Annotated in this window: 10 protein-coding genes; 6 read left to right on the forward strand and 4 right to left on the reverse strand. The window is 66.1% G+C overall.

Features of this window, described 5'->3' with window-relative positions; all coding sequences use genetic code 11:
* Positions 1-41: 41 nt before the first annotated feature.
* On the forward strand, positions 42-593 hold the full coding sequence (locus PV761_RS00970; protein WP_347893632.1) for a hypothetical protein: 552 nt from the start codon (positions 42-44) through the stop codon (positions 591-593).
* A gap of 98 nt (positions 594-691) precedes the next feature.
* Here the strand turns inward: PV761_RS00970 and PV761_RS00975 are convergent, their stop codons facing one another.
* From PV761_RS00975 to PV761_RS00990, 4 genes are all read right to left on the reverse strand, one after another.
* The gene (locus tag PV761_RS00975) at positions 692-2,140 is read right to left on the reverse strand and encodes a dicarboxylate/amino acid:cation symporter (RefSeq protein ID WP_347893634.1); all 1,449 of its coding nucleotides are present in this window, start codon (positions 2,138-2,140) and stop codon (positions 692-694) included.
* Between the two features lie 189 nt (positions 2,141-2,329).
* On the reverse strand, positions 2,330-4,015 hold the full coding sequence (locus tag PV761_RS00980; RefSeq protein ID WP_347893636.1) for a DUF885 domain-containing protein: 1,686 nt from the start codon (positions 4,013-4,015) through the stop codon (positions 2,330-2,332).
* 109 nt (positions 4,016-4,124) lie between these two features.
* Entirely contained in the window at positions 4,125-4,313 is a 189-nt protein-coding gene (locus PV761_RS00985; protein WP_347893856.1) for an acyl-CoA carboxylase subunit epsilon, read from the reverse strand.
* 77 nt (positions 4,314-4,390) lie between these two features.
* Entirely contained in the window at positions 4,391-5,974 is a 1,584-nt protein-coding gene (locus tag PV761_RS00990) for an acyl-CoA carboxylase subunit beta (protein WP_028272527.1), read from the reverse strand.
* Between the two features lie 223 nt (positions 5,975-6,197).
* On the opposite strand from PV761_RS00990, the gene PV761_RS00995 reads away from it, so the two are divergent.
* From PV761_RS00995 to PV761_RS01015, 5 genes are all read left to right on the forward strand, one after another.
* Positions 6,198-7,088, forward strand: coding sequence for an NAD(P)-dependent oxidoreductase (locus tag PV761_RS00995; RefSeq protein WP_347893638.1), 891 nt, complete (start codon positions 6,198-6,200; stop codon positions 7,086-7,088).
* 50 nt (positions 7,089-7,138) lie between these two features.
* A complete protein-coding gene (locus tag PV761_RS01000) occupies positions 7,139-8,107 on the forward strand; it encodes a biotin--[acetyl-CoA-carboxylase] ligase (protein WP_347893640.1) in 969 nt (322 codons plus the stop codon).
* A complete protein-coding gene (locus PV761_RS01005) occupies positions 8,100-8,726 on the forward strand; it encodes a PH domain-containing protein (RefSeq protein ID WP_347893642.1) in 627 nt (208 codons plus the stop codon). The genes PV761_RS01000 and PV761_RS01005 overlap by 8 nt, the downstream gene beginning before the upstream one ends.
* A gap of 55 nt (positions 8,727-8,781) precedes the next feature.
* The gene (locus PV761_RS01010; RefSeq protein WP_347893858.1) at positions 8,782-10,122 is read left to right on the forward strand and encodes an adenylate/guanylate cyclase domain-containing protein; all 1,341 of its coding nucleotides are present in this window, start codon (positions 8,782-8,784) and stop codon (positions 10,120-10,122) included.
* Positions 10,123-10,290: 168 nt separating this feature from the next.
* Positions 10,291-16,443 carry an Ig-like domain-containing protein gene (locus PV761_RS01015; RefSeq protein ID WP_347893644.1) on the forward strand — a complete coding sequence of 2,051 codons (6,153 nt, stop codon included), beginning with the start codon at positions 10,291-10,293 and terminating at the stop codon, positions 16,441-16,443.
* The last annotated feature ends 31 nt before the right edge of the window (positions 16,444-16,474 follow it).

The raw sequence follows: 16,474 nt of genomic DNA on the forward strand, positions 1-16,474 counted from the left end.
TGAAGTAGCCGCGCAGCTGCGGCGGATCGAGGAGACGTGCCATGACCAGCAGAAAGAAGTTGGGCCTCGGCCTGGGCGCCGCTGCCCTGGTTGTCGGGGCCGGGATCGGCGTCAGCGGAATTGCGTCCGCAGCCACCACTCCGACTCCCACTCCGTCGGCCAGCGCATCGGCCGATGCCAACACCGACGGCCACGACCGCGGCCACAAGGGCGGCCGCCACGGGCACGGAGTGGGCGTGCAGGCATCGGAGCTTGCGGCCAAGCTCGGTGTTGACGAGGCAAAGGTTACGGAGGCGCTGAAGGCGTTCCGCGATGCCAACAAGCCGGCCACACGGCCCGCCGAGGGAGAGAAGCCGGACCGTGCGGCCAGGGAAGCCGCCTTGGCCAAGTCCCTCGCGGAGTCGCTTGGGATAGACCAATCCAAGGTCACCTCCGCACTTGAGGAGCTGCGCGCCGAGGAACGGTCCGAGCGCGCCGCGGCCCTGAAGTCCCGGCTGGACAAGGCTGTCGCGGACGGCAAGCTCACCCAGGCGGAAGCCGACGCCGTCACCAAGGCCGTGGAAAACGGCGTGATCGGCGGCGGCGGCCGCTAGGACGTCCCACCACATCAGCGGGGACATACAGTTGAGGCCCCAAACCCGTGTGGATTTGAGGCCTCAACTGTACGTTCGCGCTTCGGTGACGAAGGGGGTTACGCCTTGGCGTCCGCCAGCTCGCGTTCGTCCCGTTCAGTTGCCGGAGCGGCCGCCGTCGGATCTGCACTGGCGGAGTCGTCCGCGAACGGGTCGCCGTTGCGCGGTGCGTTGTACAGCGCCTCGTCCAGGATGCCCTGGCGCTTGGCCACGATTGTGGGGACCAGCGCCTGCCCGGCGACATTGACCGCAGTGCGACCCATGTCCAGGATCGGGTCGATCGCCAGCAGGAGGCCGACGCCGGCCAGCGGCAGTCCCAGCGTGGAGAGCGTCAGGGTCAGCATCACGACGGCGCCCGTGGTGCCGGCCGTCGCGGCGGAGCCCAGCACGGAGACGAGGGCGATCAGCAGGTACTGGCTGAAGTTGAGCTGGATGCCGAAGAACTGGGCGACGAAGATCGCGGAGATGGCCGGGTAGATCGCGGCGCAGCCGTCCATCTTGGTGGTGGCGCCCAGCGGTACGGCGAAGGAGGCGTAGGCGCGGGGTACGCCCAGGCTCCGCTCCGTCACGCGCTGGGTCAGCGGCAGGGTGCCCACGGACGAGCGGGACACGAAGGCCAGCTGGACAGCGGGCCAGACGCCGGAGAAGTACTGCTTGACGGACAGCCCATGGGTGCGGACCAGGACCGGGTAGACCACAAACAGGACCAGGGCCAGGCCGACGTAGATGGCAAAGGTGAACTTGCCCAGCGACCCGATGGTGTCCCAGCCGTAGACGGCCACGGCGTTGCCGATGAGGCCCACAGTGCCCAGCGGGGCGATGCGGATGATCCACCACAGCACCTTCTGGATGACCGCGAGGGCTGAGGCGTTGAGGTTCAGGAAGGGCTCGGCGGCCTTGCCCACCTTCAGCGCCGCCACGCCGACGGCGATCGCGATCACTAGGATCTGCAGGACGTTGAAGCTGACGGACGTGCTCACTGTCGTTGCAGCGTTCGCGTTTTCCGTCACAGTGGAGCTGGCGCCGAGGCCGAGGAAGTTCTTGGGGAACAGGCCGGTGAGGAAGGCCCACCAGTCACCGGACTTGCCGCTGTACTTGGCTTCCTGGGTAATGCCGGTGCTGGCGCCGGGCTGCAGCAGCACACCCAGGCCGATGCCTATCAGCACCGCGATCAGCGACGTGATGGCGAACCACAGCAGCGTGTTCCAGGCCAGCTTCGCAGCGTTGGAGACCTGCCGGAGGTTCGAGATGGAGCTGACGACGGCGGTGAAGATAAGGGGCACCACGGCGGTCTGCAGCAGCGAGACGTAGCTCGAGCCGATCGTCTGCAGGGTGGCGCCGAGGGCATTGGGGCTTGCCTTGGTGCTGCCCGTGTACTTGGCCAGGAGGCCAAGACCCAGGCCCACGATCAGGGCGGCAATGATCTGGAAGCCGAACGAACCGGCCCATTTGGGCAGCCGGAAGCCGGTGTTTCCTGCGGGGGAGGGAGTGCTGGTTTGAGTGGTCACCCGAACACGCTAGGCCGCACAAAATACAGCTTCCACTCGACATTGAGAAATATTACGCGGCCCCATTCGGCCCTCACGCTCACATGCAAGCAATTTCGGTGCCAGGTCAGCGTTTTATGAAGTTATTCCCAGGCCCGGTGTGGCAAACGTCTCGTGAACGGGGCCGGAGGGACCGGCATCCGGCAGGGCCTACCCCAGCAGCGCGCGCTTCAGCGTATCGAGGCCGACGGAGCCGACGTTGAGTGCCTTGGTGTGGAAGGACTTCAGATCGAAGCCGGGGCGGGCTTCGAGCTCGGCACGGATCTGCTCCCAGAGGCGCTGGCCCACCTTGTAGGACGGTGCCTGGCCCGGCCACCCGAGGTAGCGGGCGAATTCGAAGTTGAGCTGGCCTTCGCTGATCGCCAGGTTCTGCTTCAGGAAGTCGTAGCCCTTGTCCGGCGTCCAGGTGCCGCTGCCCCAGCGTTCCGGCACGTCCAGCTCCAAGTGCACGCCGATGTCGAACACCACCCTCGCGGCCCGCATGCGCTGCATGTCGAGCATGCCCATGTGGTCGCCCGGGTCCTTAAGGTAGCCCAGTTCCAGCATCAGCTGCTCTGCGTACAGCGCCCAGCCCTCGCCGTGGCCCGAAGTCCAGCAGACGTTGCGGCGCCACTTGTTGAGCAGCTCCCGGCGGTAGATGGCCGTGGCGATCTGGAGGTGGTGCCCGGGCACGCCTTCGTGGAACACCGTGGTGGTTTCGGCCCAGGTGGTGAAGGTGTCCTCACCCGCGGGGACCGACCACCACATCCGGCCCGGCCGGCTGAAGTCGTCCGAAGGTCCGGTGTAGTAGATGCCGCCTTCGTCGGTGGGAGCGATCAGGCATTCGAGCGTCTTCATGATGTCCGGGATCTCGAAGTGCACGCCGGCCAGATCCGCCACGGCCTTGTCCGAGAGGCCCTGCATCCAGGCTTTGAGCGCGTCGGTGCCTTTAAGCTGGCGCAAGGGATCGCTGTTTAGGATTTCCTTGGCTTCCGCCACGGAGGCGCCGGGCCGGATCTCGTTGGCCACGCGCTCCTGTTCGGCAATGAGCCGTTCCAGTTCCTGGACGCCCCAGGCGTACGTCTCGTCGAGGTCCACCGTCGCGCCGAGGAAGGCCCGGGATGCCAGCGCGTACCGGTCCCGGCCCACAGCGTCCTTGGCCGGTGCCACGGGCAGCAGTTCGGCGGACAGGAAATCCGCCAGCTTGAGGTACGCGGCGCGGGCCGCGGCGGCGCCGTCGTCGAGCTTGGCCTGCAGCTCCGCGGAAAGCGGGCCGTCCGCGGTCTTTGCCCCGGCGGCCATCTTCGCGAAGAAGCCGTCCTCGGCCGCGTATCTGGTGGCCTGCTCGACGACGATGGACACCTGCCGGGAGGCTGAGACCCTGCCTTGTTCCCTAGCGAAGCGCAGCGACTCGATGTAGCCGTCGATGGCGCCGGGGACGCTGTGGGCGCGCCCGGCGATGTGCTCCCAGTGCTCCGTGGAATCGGTGGGCATGAGGTCAAAGATGGCGCGGATGTCCTGCGCCGGCGAGGAGATGTTGTTCAGGTCGGCGGCATCCCAGCCGGATTCGTGGATTTCCAGTTGCAGCCCCAGCCGTTCCCGCATGGCGTCGAGCGTGACGGCGTCAACGTCGTCCACCGGCTCCAGCCCGTCCAGGTCGCCGAGGGCCTTCCGCGCCGCTGCGATGAATTCTTCGATGCCCGCAGGCGAGAAGTCCTGGAATTCAGTCTCGTGGCCGGGCACGCCGAGCGTGGTGGCAAAGCTCGGGTTGAGGCTGATCAGGGTATCCGTGTAGGCGTCTGCGACGGCGTCGATGGCTGTGTGGGGGCGCACTGAGGCTGCGGTTTCGGTAGTCACCCCACGAGACTAACGGGGCGATCCCAGTTATGAAAGACTCACTGAACTTTTCGGTGTGTCAGTTCCCGGCCGCTGCGGTGATGCTACGGCCAGACGGCAGCTGCCGGCCTTAGCCGCGGCTTCGCTTCCACGCGCCCGGCCCCGGGGTGGGGGCCAGCCGCAGCTGCTGCCTCCGCACCCAGTGGCGGACGCTGGGCTTCGCGTTGCCCTCGGGTGCGGCACTGCCGAGGGAAAGGACGACGGCGGTGAGCGCCGCGAGTTCCACATCGGTCGGATCGCCCTTGACGACGGCGAACAGCGGCTGCTCGGCCGCCGTCGTCTCCCCGGACCCGACCGCGGACTCGTCCCCGGGCTCAACCGCGGAGTGGCTGACCGTCACAGCGGAATGTTCCCGTGCTTCTTGGCGGGAAGGCTGGCGCGCTTGTCCCGCAGGGCACGCAGGCCCTTGATGATCTGCACCCGGGTCTCTGACGGCGCGATGACGGCGTCCACGTACCCGAGCTGCGCGGCCTGGTAGGGGTTGAGGAGCTCCTCCTCGTACTGCCGGATGACCTCTGCGCGCTTGGCCTCGACGTCGCCGCCGGCCTCCGCCACCGCAGCAAGCTCGCGGCGGTACAGGATGTTGACGGCGCCCTGGGCGCCCATGACGCCGATCTGGGCCGTGGGCCAGGCCAGGTTCAGGTCGGCGCCGAGCTTCTTGGAACCCATCACGATGTACGCCCCGCCGTATGCCTTGCGGGTGATGACCGTGAGCTTGGGGACGGTGGCCTCGGCATAGGCATACAGGAGCTTGGCGCCGCGGCGGATGATGCCCTGGAATTCCTGGTCCTTGCCCGGCAGGAAGCCCGGCACGTCCACCAGCGTGATGATGGGGATGTTGAAGGCGTCGCAGTGCCGGACGAAGCGCGCTGCTTTTTCCGATGCGGAGATGTCCAAGGTGCCGGCGAACTGCATGGGCTGGTTGGCCACGATGCCGACGGTGTGCCCCTCGATGCGGCCGTAGCCGATCATCACGTTGGGTGCGTAGAGGGCCTGCATCTCCAGGAAGTGCCCGTCATCCACGATCTGCTCAACGACCTTGCGCATGTCGTAGGGCTGGTTGGCCGAATCCGGAATGAGCGTGTCCAGGGCGAGGTCGTCGTCGTCGACTTCCAGGTCCTGCTGGTGCTCCAGGACCGGAGCCTCGGCCAGGTTGTTGGAGGGGAGGAAATCCAGGAGTTCACGGACGAACTCGATGGCGTCCGCCTCGTCCGAGGCCAGGTACGTGGATGTCCCGGTGGTGGCGTTGTGCTGCCGTGCTCCGCCCAGGGTCTCCATGTCAACGTCCTCGCCGGTGACTGTCTTGATCACGTCCGGTCCGGTGATGAACATGTGCGAGGTCTTGTCCACCATGACCACGTAGTCGGTCAAGGCAGGGGAGTAGGCCGCGCCGCCGGCGGAGGGGCCCATGATGAGGGAGATCTGGGGGACCACTCCGGAAGCGTGGACGTTGTTGCGGAAGATGTCCGCGAACATGGCCAGGGAGGCCACGCCTTCCTGGATGCGGGCGCCGCCGCCGTCGAGGATGCCCACCACGGGGCAGCCGTTGCGCAGCGCGAATTCCTGCACCTTGACGATCTTCTCGCCGTTGACCTGGCTGAGTGAGCCGCCGTAGACCGAGAAGTCCTGGCTGTAGACGGCCACGGGGCGGCCGTCCACCGTGCCGTAACCGGACACCAGTCCGTCACCCAGGGGCTTCTTCTTCTCCATGCCGAAGGCCGTGGAGCGGTGGACGGCCAGGGCGTCGAACTCGACGAACGATCCCTCGTCCAGCAGGAGGTCGATGCGCTCGCGTGCCGTGTTCTTCCCGCGGGCGTGCTGCTTTTCGATGGCCTCGGGGCCGGATGGCTGCTCGGCACGCGCCTGGCGGTCGCGGAAGTCTGCAATCTTTCCCGCAGTCGTTGTCAGATCGTGGCTCATCAAGTGTCTCCGGCTCTGTAGCTGATGGTTCGCTGTAGCTGATGGTCGCTGGCCCTGTGTCGCGACGGCGCTTAAGTAGCTTCCGCACAAAAACAGGACCCTGTTGGCTAGTCTAGTGACGCTATTGGCCGGGACCGCTGTAGAAAACCTACAATTTTCTGCCGTCGGGTGACGCCGACCGTTATGTTACTCGCCGGTAACATACTTCGGCTAGAGTGTCCTTATGACTTCAAGCAACGATGCTTCGGGCACCGCCGCAGGGCCGTACCAGGCCGCCGGTTCCCTTCAGGGACGCACCATTTTGATGTCGGGCGGCAGCCGCGGCATCGGCCTCGCCATTGCGCTCCGCGCCGCGCGCGACGGCGCCAATATCGTGTTGATGGCCAAGACCGGCCAGCCGCACGCAAAACTCGAAGGCACGGTCTTCAGCGCCGCGGAACAACTGGAAGCCGCAGGCGGCCGGGCGCTCCCGATCGTCGGCGACGTCCGCAATGACGACGACGTCGCCGGGGCGGTTGCCGCCGCCGTCGAACGTTTTGGCGGGATCGACATCGTGATCAACAACGCCTCCGCGATCGATCTGTCCAAAACCGACGCCGTGGACATGAAGCGCTACGACCTGATGCAGGACATCAATGTCCGGGGAACCTTCCTGCTCTCCAAGCTCGCCCTGCCGGCACTTCGCCGCTCCGCAGACGCAAACATCCTGACGCTGTCACCGCCGCTGAACCTGGATCCCAAGTGGGCAGGCATGCACCTTGCCTACACCATGGCCAAATACGGAATGAGCCTCACCACCCTCGGCCTGGCCGAGGAACTCAAGGAAGACGGCATCAACGTCAACTCGCTCTGGCCCTGCACGCTGATCGACACCGCTGCCATCCGAAACATGCCCGGAGGCGAGACCATGGTCAAGGCAGCCCGCGGACCGGAGATCATGGCGGATGCGGCACACGCAGTGCTGACGGGAAGCAACCTCGCGGGCGGGGCCGGACGGCGGAGCGGCAACTTCTACACGGACGAACAGGTGCTCACCGCAGCCGGCGTCACCGATTTTTCGCCGTACAGCCTCGGTGCGCCGGAGGGCCGGCTGGTCCCTGACATTTTCCTCTGAGAACCCGTCCGCCCGCCGCCGGGGCCGTACCAACTCGGTAGGATTCAACTATGGACGCCCCACAGCCTGCCGACGGCCAGGACCCGATCACCCCGCAGTCTCCCGCTGCCCGCGTTGGACTCAACAGGAACGAACTGGGCAGTGAGGATTTCCTGGCTGCCAACGGCATAGCGCAGCTCACCGTGGTGGACTCAACAGGGTCCACCAACGCGGACCTCCTGCAGGGAGTCACTGTGGATCCCCGCGCCTGGCCGGACCTGTCTGTCCTCACCGCCGAGCACCAGACCGCGGCCCGCGGCCGCCTGGACCGGCACTGGGAGGCGCCGCCGCTGAGCTCCGTGTCCGTGTCAATCGTCCTCCGGCCGGTGAACGCCGAAGGACGGCCGCTGCCCACCCACAGCTACTCCTGGTTCTCACTGCTCGCCGCCCTTGCACTCCGGGAGGCCCTTCTGGAAACGGCAGGGATCCCTGCCGAAATAAAGTGGCCCAACGACGTCATGGTGCGCGGCCGGAAAATTGCTGGCATCCTGGCTCAGCTCGGACCGATGGGGGACGGCACCGTTCCGCCTGTGATCCTGGGCACCGGGCTTAACGTGACTCTTACTGCCGAGGAGCTCCCCGTCCCCACGGCCACGTCCGTGCTGTTGGAGAACGCGCGGACAGTCGACCGGACCGCACTGCTCAAGAGCTACCTGTCGCGCTTTGCCGCGCTGTACCGCAATTTCTGCAATGCCGACGGCGACCCCGCCGCCGGGATGGCCGGCGGGCCGTCGCTGCATAAGCGCGTGGAATCGGTGATGTCCACCCTCGGCAAGCAGGTGCGCGCACAGCTGCCCGGAGACCACGAGATCATCGGCCATGCCTCCCGCCTGGACGAGTACGGCTCCCTCCTGGTGGTGGACGCAGGCAAGCACGAGCACGTGGTGACGGCCGGCGACGTCGTCCATCTCCGCCCCTGGACCCCGCCAGGTACCGGAACCGGTACGGGAACCGGCACCGCGGAAAGCGGATATGCGTAAAGAGCTCCTGCCGGGTGAACAGGTCATCACTGTTACCCGGCCGCAGCCCCGGAAGCTCTTTTTCCCGGGCCTGCTGTTCATCGCCGGACCCGCTGTGGGCGCCTTCGCCAGCGCCTGGATCGTGAGGGGCGAGCCGGCCAGGCTGGTTCCGCTGATCTCCGAGGAATGGACATTTTGGCTTGTCGCAGTGTGCGTCGGCGGTGTTGCGTGGATACTGTTGGGATACTGCCTGCCGCGGCTTCTTAGATGGCACGCCACCCAGTACGTGCTCACGAGCCGACGGATAATTGCCCGTTACGGTATGTTGCGCAGGCGGGACATGCAGATCCCGCTCGCGGCGGTTCATCATGTCGGCGTCAGTCAGTCACTGTGGCAACGCATATTGCGTTCCGGGAATATATCGTTGGATACCGGACACGGTGCCGAGTCGGTCATCCCGGATGTTCCGGAGGCTGCGAAGTTCCGGAACTTCGTTCTCGATGCCATCGATGAACTGCCGGCAGGAGTGATCTACGAGGCGGACCGGGCGCAGGATATCGGCGGGGACATGCCCCGGTCCCGGCCGTGGGATAGGGGAGAGATGTGGGATACGAGAGAAGGTGGAAGAGATGAGCGCTGAGAATGCCGGACCCGTGGACAACACTGGAACCCTGGACCAGGCAGGGCCGTCTGAGCTGCCCTCTCCGCCGGACGCCGTAGTGGAGACCGCCACCCTCGAAGCCGCTGTCCTGGAAACGGCCACCCTCGATCCAGTTTCTTTGGAGGCAACGGTATCCGTGGAGCCGCCCGTTTCCTTGGAGGCGCCGGTACTTGGCGTATCCCCGCTTGGAGCGTCCCTGCCCGAGTCGTTGGTGTCAGGCGACCCCGCAGCCACCCCGGCAGCAGCCCACCAGCCAATACCCCACGACCCCGCCCAGTATGACCCGTCCTCGCCGGGACCGTCCTCGAGTGAAGCCACTCCCACGGGAACCCTTTCTGCCGAACGGCTCGCAGCGAAGGCGCTGGAGGCCCGGCTTCTCGGCGGTGAGCGCAAGCTGCGCCGCCGTGAGGTGGCGGCCGGTGCCGGGCTGTCGCTGCTGTCGGCCCGCAAGCTGTGGCGCGCCCTGGGCTTCCCCAACCTTGGCGACGAAGATGTTGCCTTCACCGAACGGGACCAGGCGGCACTGTCCACCGTGGTGGACCTGGTCCGGGCGGGAAAGCTCACCGAGGAAGCGGCTATTTCCGTTACCCGGGCCATCGGGCAAATGACCGATCGCATGGTGGTCTGGCAAATCGAAGCCCTTGTGGAGGACATGGTGCACCGGCAGGGTGTATCGGACGCCGTCGCCCGCAAGAGGCTGGTCAACCAGCTGCCGTCCCTGGTGGACGCACTCGAGGAAATGCTGGTCTACTCCTGGCGCAGGCAGCTCAACGCGGGGGTCCAGCGCCTCGCCGTGCGGGCCGAGGCAGGACTGCAGGCCAGTGAAGAGGGCCGCGAGGGCGACGAGGATGACGCACCGCTGCCACTGGCGCGGGCCGTAGGATTTGCCGACCTGGTGTCGTACACCAGCCTTTCGCGTCGCATGAACGAGAAGACTCTGGCGCAGCTGGTGCAGCGTTTTGAGAACAAATGCGCCGAGATCATTTCGGTCGGCGGCGGACGCCTGGTGAAAACCGTGGGGGATGAAGTCCTCTATATTGCCGAGACACCGGCAGCGGGTGCGGAAATTTCCCTCGCCCTGTGCCAGGCCTTTACTGAGGATGAGATCCTCCCCCAGGCCAGGGTGGCCATGGTGTGGGGGAGGATCCTGTCGCGGCTGGGCGACATTTACGGTCCCACCGTTAATCTCGCTGCGCGGCTGACTGCGCTGGCGGATCCGGGCACCGTGCTGGTCGATTCGATGACGGCCGCTGCGCTGGAACACGACGAACGCTTTGTGCTGGTCCCGCAGGCGGCTGAAGAGGTTCGTGGCTTCGGTGAAATACACCCCGTCCTGTTGCAGCGCGGCAGTGGGCGGGGACTCGTCCTGGACTGATATCTACACGTATTGCTCCACCTGAGCTCCGCCGGACTCCCCGCATGAGCGGACTGAGGGGCGGGTTTCTAAAATTGATGGTCTTATGACATAGTCGGACTGACCCGGTATGTCGCTTTATGGGGCCCTAGCGTGCCCGGAATGCATTTTTGTGGGGGAAATCTGGCAATGAAACGGCTACTTCGATCCGTGACGCCCAAATTGGAACCGACGCCGAGTTATCGGCGTGCCAGGATCCTCCGCGGCACGGTTTTTGCGGTGGCCGGTGTTGCGTTGGTGGCGGGTGCGGTGATTTATCCGGGGTTTAAGACCACTGAGGTGGAATTGAACGACGGTGGTGTGTGGGTGGTGAGCAAGGCCAGGAATGCTGTTGGGCGGTTGAATTATCCGTCGCGGGTGTTGGATGGTGCGGTGACTCCGGCGAGTACCACGTTCGATATCCTGCAGAACTCCGGTGATGTGTTTGTCGATGATGAGACCGGTTCGACGTTGAATCAGGTGTCTCCGGCGAACATGCAGCTGGGCGGGGATAAGCAGTTGCCGGGTGCGGCGGATGTGAGTTTTGGTTCCGGGGTTATTTCGGTGACGGATCCGGCCAAGGGCAAGGTGTGGGCGTTGTCGCCGTCGACGGTCAATGGTTTTGATGAGGAGTCCACGGAGCCGGTGCTGGCCGGTTCGGAGGGCCTGGTCTCTGCTGTGGGTGCGGATGACCGGATTTACAGTGCGGATCCGAAGACCGGTGCGGTGACGGTGACGGCGGTTGATGCCAATGGTGTGATGACCTCCACCGAGTCCGGCACGTGGGACGGGTTGAAGGGTGCCGGTGACCTGCAGTTGGCTGTGGTGGGGGATCAGCCGGTGGTGCTGGATGCCGGGCGGGGGAAGTTGTTCCTGCCGGGCGGGCGTGCGCTGGATGTGGCGGATGCGCAGGAGGCGAAGCTGCAGCAGTCGGGTCCGGAGTCGGATGTGGTGGCGGTGGCGACGCGGAAGGCGTTGTTGGAGCAGCCGTTGGATGGTTCGACGGCGAAGACGGTGTCCTTTGGTGGTGAGGGTGTTCCGGCGGCTCCGGTGCAGCTGGGCGGGTGTGTGCATGCGGCGTGGTCGGGGGCGAATAAGTATGTTCGGGACTGTGTGAATGATGCTGATGATAAGAATGTTGAGGTGCCGAAGGCGAGTGCGTCGCCGTCGTATGTGTTCCGGGTGAACCGGGACCTGGTGGTGCTGAATGATGTGAATTCGGGCAATGTGTGGCTGGTGAACCAGAACATGCAGTTGGTCAACAACTGGGACGACGTCATCCCGCCACAGCAGACCTCTGATGATGCCGACAAGGACTCCGCGGATGAAGTCCAGCAGACCGTGCTGCCGGACCGGACCAAGCCCAACAGTGCCCCGGTCGCCAAACCGGACACCTTCGGCGTACGGGCGGGCAAGACCGCCATCCTTCCCGTCCTGGACAATGACACCGACCCCGACGGCGACATCCTCACCGTCCGCGCTCCGGATGCCATCAATTCCGGGGTCCTCGCGCCGATCTACGGCTCCACCGGTTTCCAGGTCAGCGTCCCGGCCGACAAGACCGGCTCCGAGACGTTCAAATACTCGGTGGACGACGGCCGCGGACTGAGTGCCTCCTCCGACGTCACCCTCAACATCATCCCGCCTGGGGAGAACTCTGCCCCGCGCCAGAAGCCGAACCGGAACACCACCTTCGTGGTGCAGTCCGGCAAGACCGTCAGCCAGAACATCCTCACCGACTGGACCGACCCGGACGGCGACGACCTCTACGTGGTGAGTGCCGGCGGCAGCGACCCCCGCGACCAGGTCAGGGCACGGCCGGACGGCCTGCTCAGCTTCCAGGACGCCGGCTCGGAGGCCGGCCGCAAAGTGGTCACCGTGACGGTGTCCGACGGCCAATCCACCGCGGAGGGCAAAATCACCGTGGACGTCCGCGCACCCGGTGCGCTTCCGCCCATAGCCAACGCGGACCACATCGTCGCCGTCGCCGGCGTGGACACCGTCATCGCACCCCTGAAGAACGACTCCGATCCGCAGGGCGGAGCCCTCCGGCTTGCCCAGGTCGCTCCGGACGGAAACTCCACCGCCACCATGGGCGCGGACCAGCAGACTTTCACCTTCAACTCCGCGGCCCAGGGCGCCCACTACGTGTCCTACCTCGTGACCAACGGTCCGGCCAGCGCCCAGCAACTGGTCCGCGTGGATGTGGTTCCCGGCAATGGAGACGGCGCCCCCGTCGCCGTCCGCGACACCGCCCTGCTGCCCAGCGGCGGCAGCGTACTGGTGGACGTCCTCGGCAACGACTCGGACCCCTCCGGCGGCGTGCTGGTGGTCCAGTCCGTCACGGCCGCCGACGGCCAACCTGTCAGCGCGTCAGTCCTGGACCACTCCGTCGTCAGGATCACCGACATCCGGGCGGAGGGCCAGCTCAACGTCAAGTACACGATTTCCAACGGCAAGGCCTCGGCCGGGGGAGACATCGCGGTGCTGGTGGTACCGGCCCCGGCCAAGCTCCAGGCTCCGCAGGCCAAGCCGGACGAGGCCTCGGTCCGGGCCGGCGACGTGGTCACCATTCCGGTACTGGAGAACGACACCGACCCCAACGGCGGCAAGCTCACCCTGGAACCCGAACTGGCGCAGAAGCCGGACGACGCCGACGGCCGCATGTTCCGCTCCGGCGGCACCCTGCGCTTCATCGCCGGGGACGTGCCCAAAACGGTCTATGCCATCTACAAGGTCACCAATGAATCCGGGCAGTCGGACTCCCAGCAGGTCACCATCCGCATCCGTGCCCGTGATGACGAACGGAATACCCGTCCCGAGCCGAAAAACCTGACCGCCCGCGTCGTCGCCGGAATGGTAGTGCGGATCCCCGTGCCCCTGGACGGCATCGATTCCGACGGCGACTCCGTGCAACTGATCGGCGTGGATAAAGCACCCGCGATGGGAACGGCCGTGGTCAAGGACGGCTACCTCACGTTCACCGCCACGGGAACGGCCGCTGGCACAGACACCTTTACCTATCGTGTCCGGGACCGGATCGGCGCGGAAAACACCGGCACGGTGATTGTGGGCATTGCCCCGCCGGAAGCCACCAACCAGAAGCCCATTGCAGTGGACGACGCCGTCGACGTCCGGCCCGGCCGCCAGATCGCCGTGGACGCCCTCAGCAACGACTCCGACCCCGACGGGGATCCGATCAGCCTGGTCACCAACGCTTTTGAGGCCCGCCCGGAGCTCCGCGTCGAGTCCGCCGACGGCGGCAAGGTGCTGCTCACGGCGCCCGGCGCTGCCGCGAACGAGAGCGTCAGCTACAAGGTCCAGGACGACAAGAAGGCCCAAGGGACCGCAGTGATCCGGGTCCGCGTCAGCCCCGACGCCGCGCTCAAAGCCCCGGTCGCCCAGGACGACGTGATCACCCAGGCCGAGACGCTGGGGAAGTCCGCCGTCGACGTCCCTGTCCTGAAAAACGACTCCGACCCCGATGGCGTCGCCGCCGACCTCAAGATCAGCCTGCCGGACGGCAACCCCAACGCGCGCGTCGGAGGTGACGGCAACGTAGTGGTCAGCCTTGCTCCCGCGGACCAGCTGGTCCCGTACACCGTCACCGACGTCGACGGCCAAAGCTCGACGGCGGTCATCTGGGTTCCCGGACAGGGCGAACAGCACCCCTCACTGGCACGGACCGACGTCGTGGAAGTCATGGCAGGCAAGGAAGCCACCATCGACCTGAACGAGTACGTCCGGGTCCGGGACGGACGCAGCCCGCGGATCACCCAGGCGGACAAAGTAAGCGTGCAGGGGGCGGATGCCGGGAACGTGATTGGCGGCAACGGAAACGTCCTGCGCTACGCGGCGCTCAAGGACTATGTGGGGCCCGGCTCCCTCACCTTCGAAGTCACGGACGGTTCCGGTCCGGACGACCCGCAGGGCCTGAAGTCCACCCTGACCATCATCACCCGGGTGGTCCCGGACCCCAACGCCAACCACGAGCCAACCTTCAGCGGCACCGACCTCGACGTGCCCCTGGCCGAAACCGCAAGCCTGGAACTGGGCAACCTGGCCAAGGACGTGGATGACGGGGACCAGGAGAAGCTCAAATTTGAGCTCGACGGGACCCTGCCGGAAGGCTTCAACGCAACCATCGAAGGGCAGACGCTGAAGGTCGGTGCAGAGTCCAGCCTGACGGCAGGCCGCAAGGGGACCATCCCGCTCAAGGTGACAGACGGCCGCTCCGGTTTCGTAAGGGCCGCGGTAACTGCCACCGTCGTCGCCTCCAACAGGCCCCTTCCTGCCGCCAACGACGACGTGATCGACAAGGCCAATGCCGGCCGGACCGAGACCATCAACGTCCTCGCCAACGATTTCAACCCGTTTGGCGAAACCCCGCTCAAGATCATCTCGGCCACAGTCGAAACCGGCTCCGCTGCCGGTACTCCCGCCGTAGCCGGGGACTCCATCACGGTCACGCCCGCCGAAGGATCCAAGGGTGTCATGGTGATCCGCTACACCGTGCTGGACAAGACCGGGGACCCCTCGCGGCAGGCCAGCGGCCGCGTGCGCATCACCGTCCGGGACAAACCGGACGCCCCCTCGGCGCCGTCCGCCACCGACGTCCGCAGCCGAACCGCCGTACTCAAGTGGGCTCCGCCGTCGGACAACGGCGCTGCCATCAGCAAATACACCGTCACGTCCAGTGGCTTCAGCCAGGACTGCCCCACCACCACCTGCACGCTCAGCGGCCTGACCAATGACGTCAAATACGTTTTCACCGTCACGGCCACCAACGAAGTCGGCGTTTCAGCAGCATCGGCGGCATCCAACGAAATCCGGCCGGACGAGAAACCGTCCCCGCCGGAGGCACCCACGGTCAAAGCAGGGGACAAGGACATGGTGATCGCATGGCCCGCGGCGAAGACTGAAGGCTCAGCCGTCAAAAGCTACAACCTGGAGATCTCCCCGCCGCCGGCCAGCGGTATCGCGGTGAAGAACGGGGTGACCGGCTTGACCTACACGTGGCCCGGCCTGACCAACGGCGTGCGCTACAAGGTCCGCGCCCAGGCTGTCAACGACCTTGGCCCGTCCGAGTGGGGGATCTACTCTTCGGAGGACAACCCGGCCGGCGTGCCCGCGGCTCCGGCGGCACCGACGTCGGCCGTGGCGTCGGCGGTGGGAAGCACCAACCAGCTGCGCGTGAACTGGTCCGAACCCGACACCAACGGGGACGCCATCAAGAACTACTACGTCACCATGAGCGGAGGCGGCGGCGCACCGCAAACGCAGGCCATCGCGGGAACAGTGCGCACCGCCAACTTCACGGCGAACAACTCCGAAGCTGACTACACCTTTACGGTCCAGGCCGAAAACAAAGCGGGGAAAGGCGCCGTCAGTCCGCCGTCGGCGCCCCGGCGCGCCACCGGCAAGCTCGGCCAAGTCTCCGGGGTCAGCGCCACCGCGGCGGACACCGGGGGAGCCGGGCGGCAGGTGACCATCAATTTCAAGGAGCTGACCGCCGCCGAACGCAACGGCTCGGCCTACGGCGAGGTGAGCTACAGCTACAACGCCAGCACCGGCCAGAACGGTCCGATCAAGCCCGGGCAGACCGTGGGCGGCTTCACCAACGGCGCCCAGACCGCCATTACGGTGATCGCGCATTCCACTGTGGCGCCCAGCTCGGACGCCAGCGCCGCAGCCGGCGCCACACCGCACGGTGCGCCCGGTACGCCCTCTGCTTCAGGGCAGAACGGCGGGCAGAACCAGAAGTCGCTGAGCTTCAGCTGGACTTCACCGTCGACGGCGACGAACGACGTCGCCTCCACCCGGATCAACATTGACGGCCGGGGCTGGGAAACCGTCGCGGCATCGGGAAGCCGGACGGTGAACACCGGCGGCTTTGACGAACCGCACTCAATTCAGGTGCAGACCGTTAATTCCGTGGGGACCGGCGGAGCCGTCGCCCAGGCGACGGCTCGTTCCGGTCCGGCGAAGACGAACTGGGACGCTGCGGTCAACGGTTACCGGACGTGCACTGATGCGCCTGCCTCGGGGCAAACCTCCTGGCGGTCGCCGACGAATGCGGAGCATACCTGCGATGGTGTCATCCGCAACTATCCCTGGATCTATGGCTCCGGTCCGTCCTTTACCGTCAACTGCTTCATGTGGCGCACCGTGCCTGACGCCCGCGGCACCTACAAGTGGTACCGCATCAATTCCCACTCCGACGGCCGCTTCGTGGGCCGCACCATCCAGGTTGGCAACACCACCCTGGGTGAGCCCGAGAGTCACGGCATCCCGCAATGTTGATGACGGGCGTAACCGCAGGTCAGGCCGCCGG

Source organism: Arthrobacter sp. CC3, from assembly GCF_039907775.1.
GTDB lineage: Bacteria > Actinomycetota > Actinomycetes > Actinomycetales > Micrococcaceae > Arthrobacter.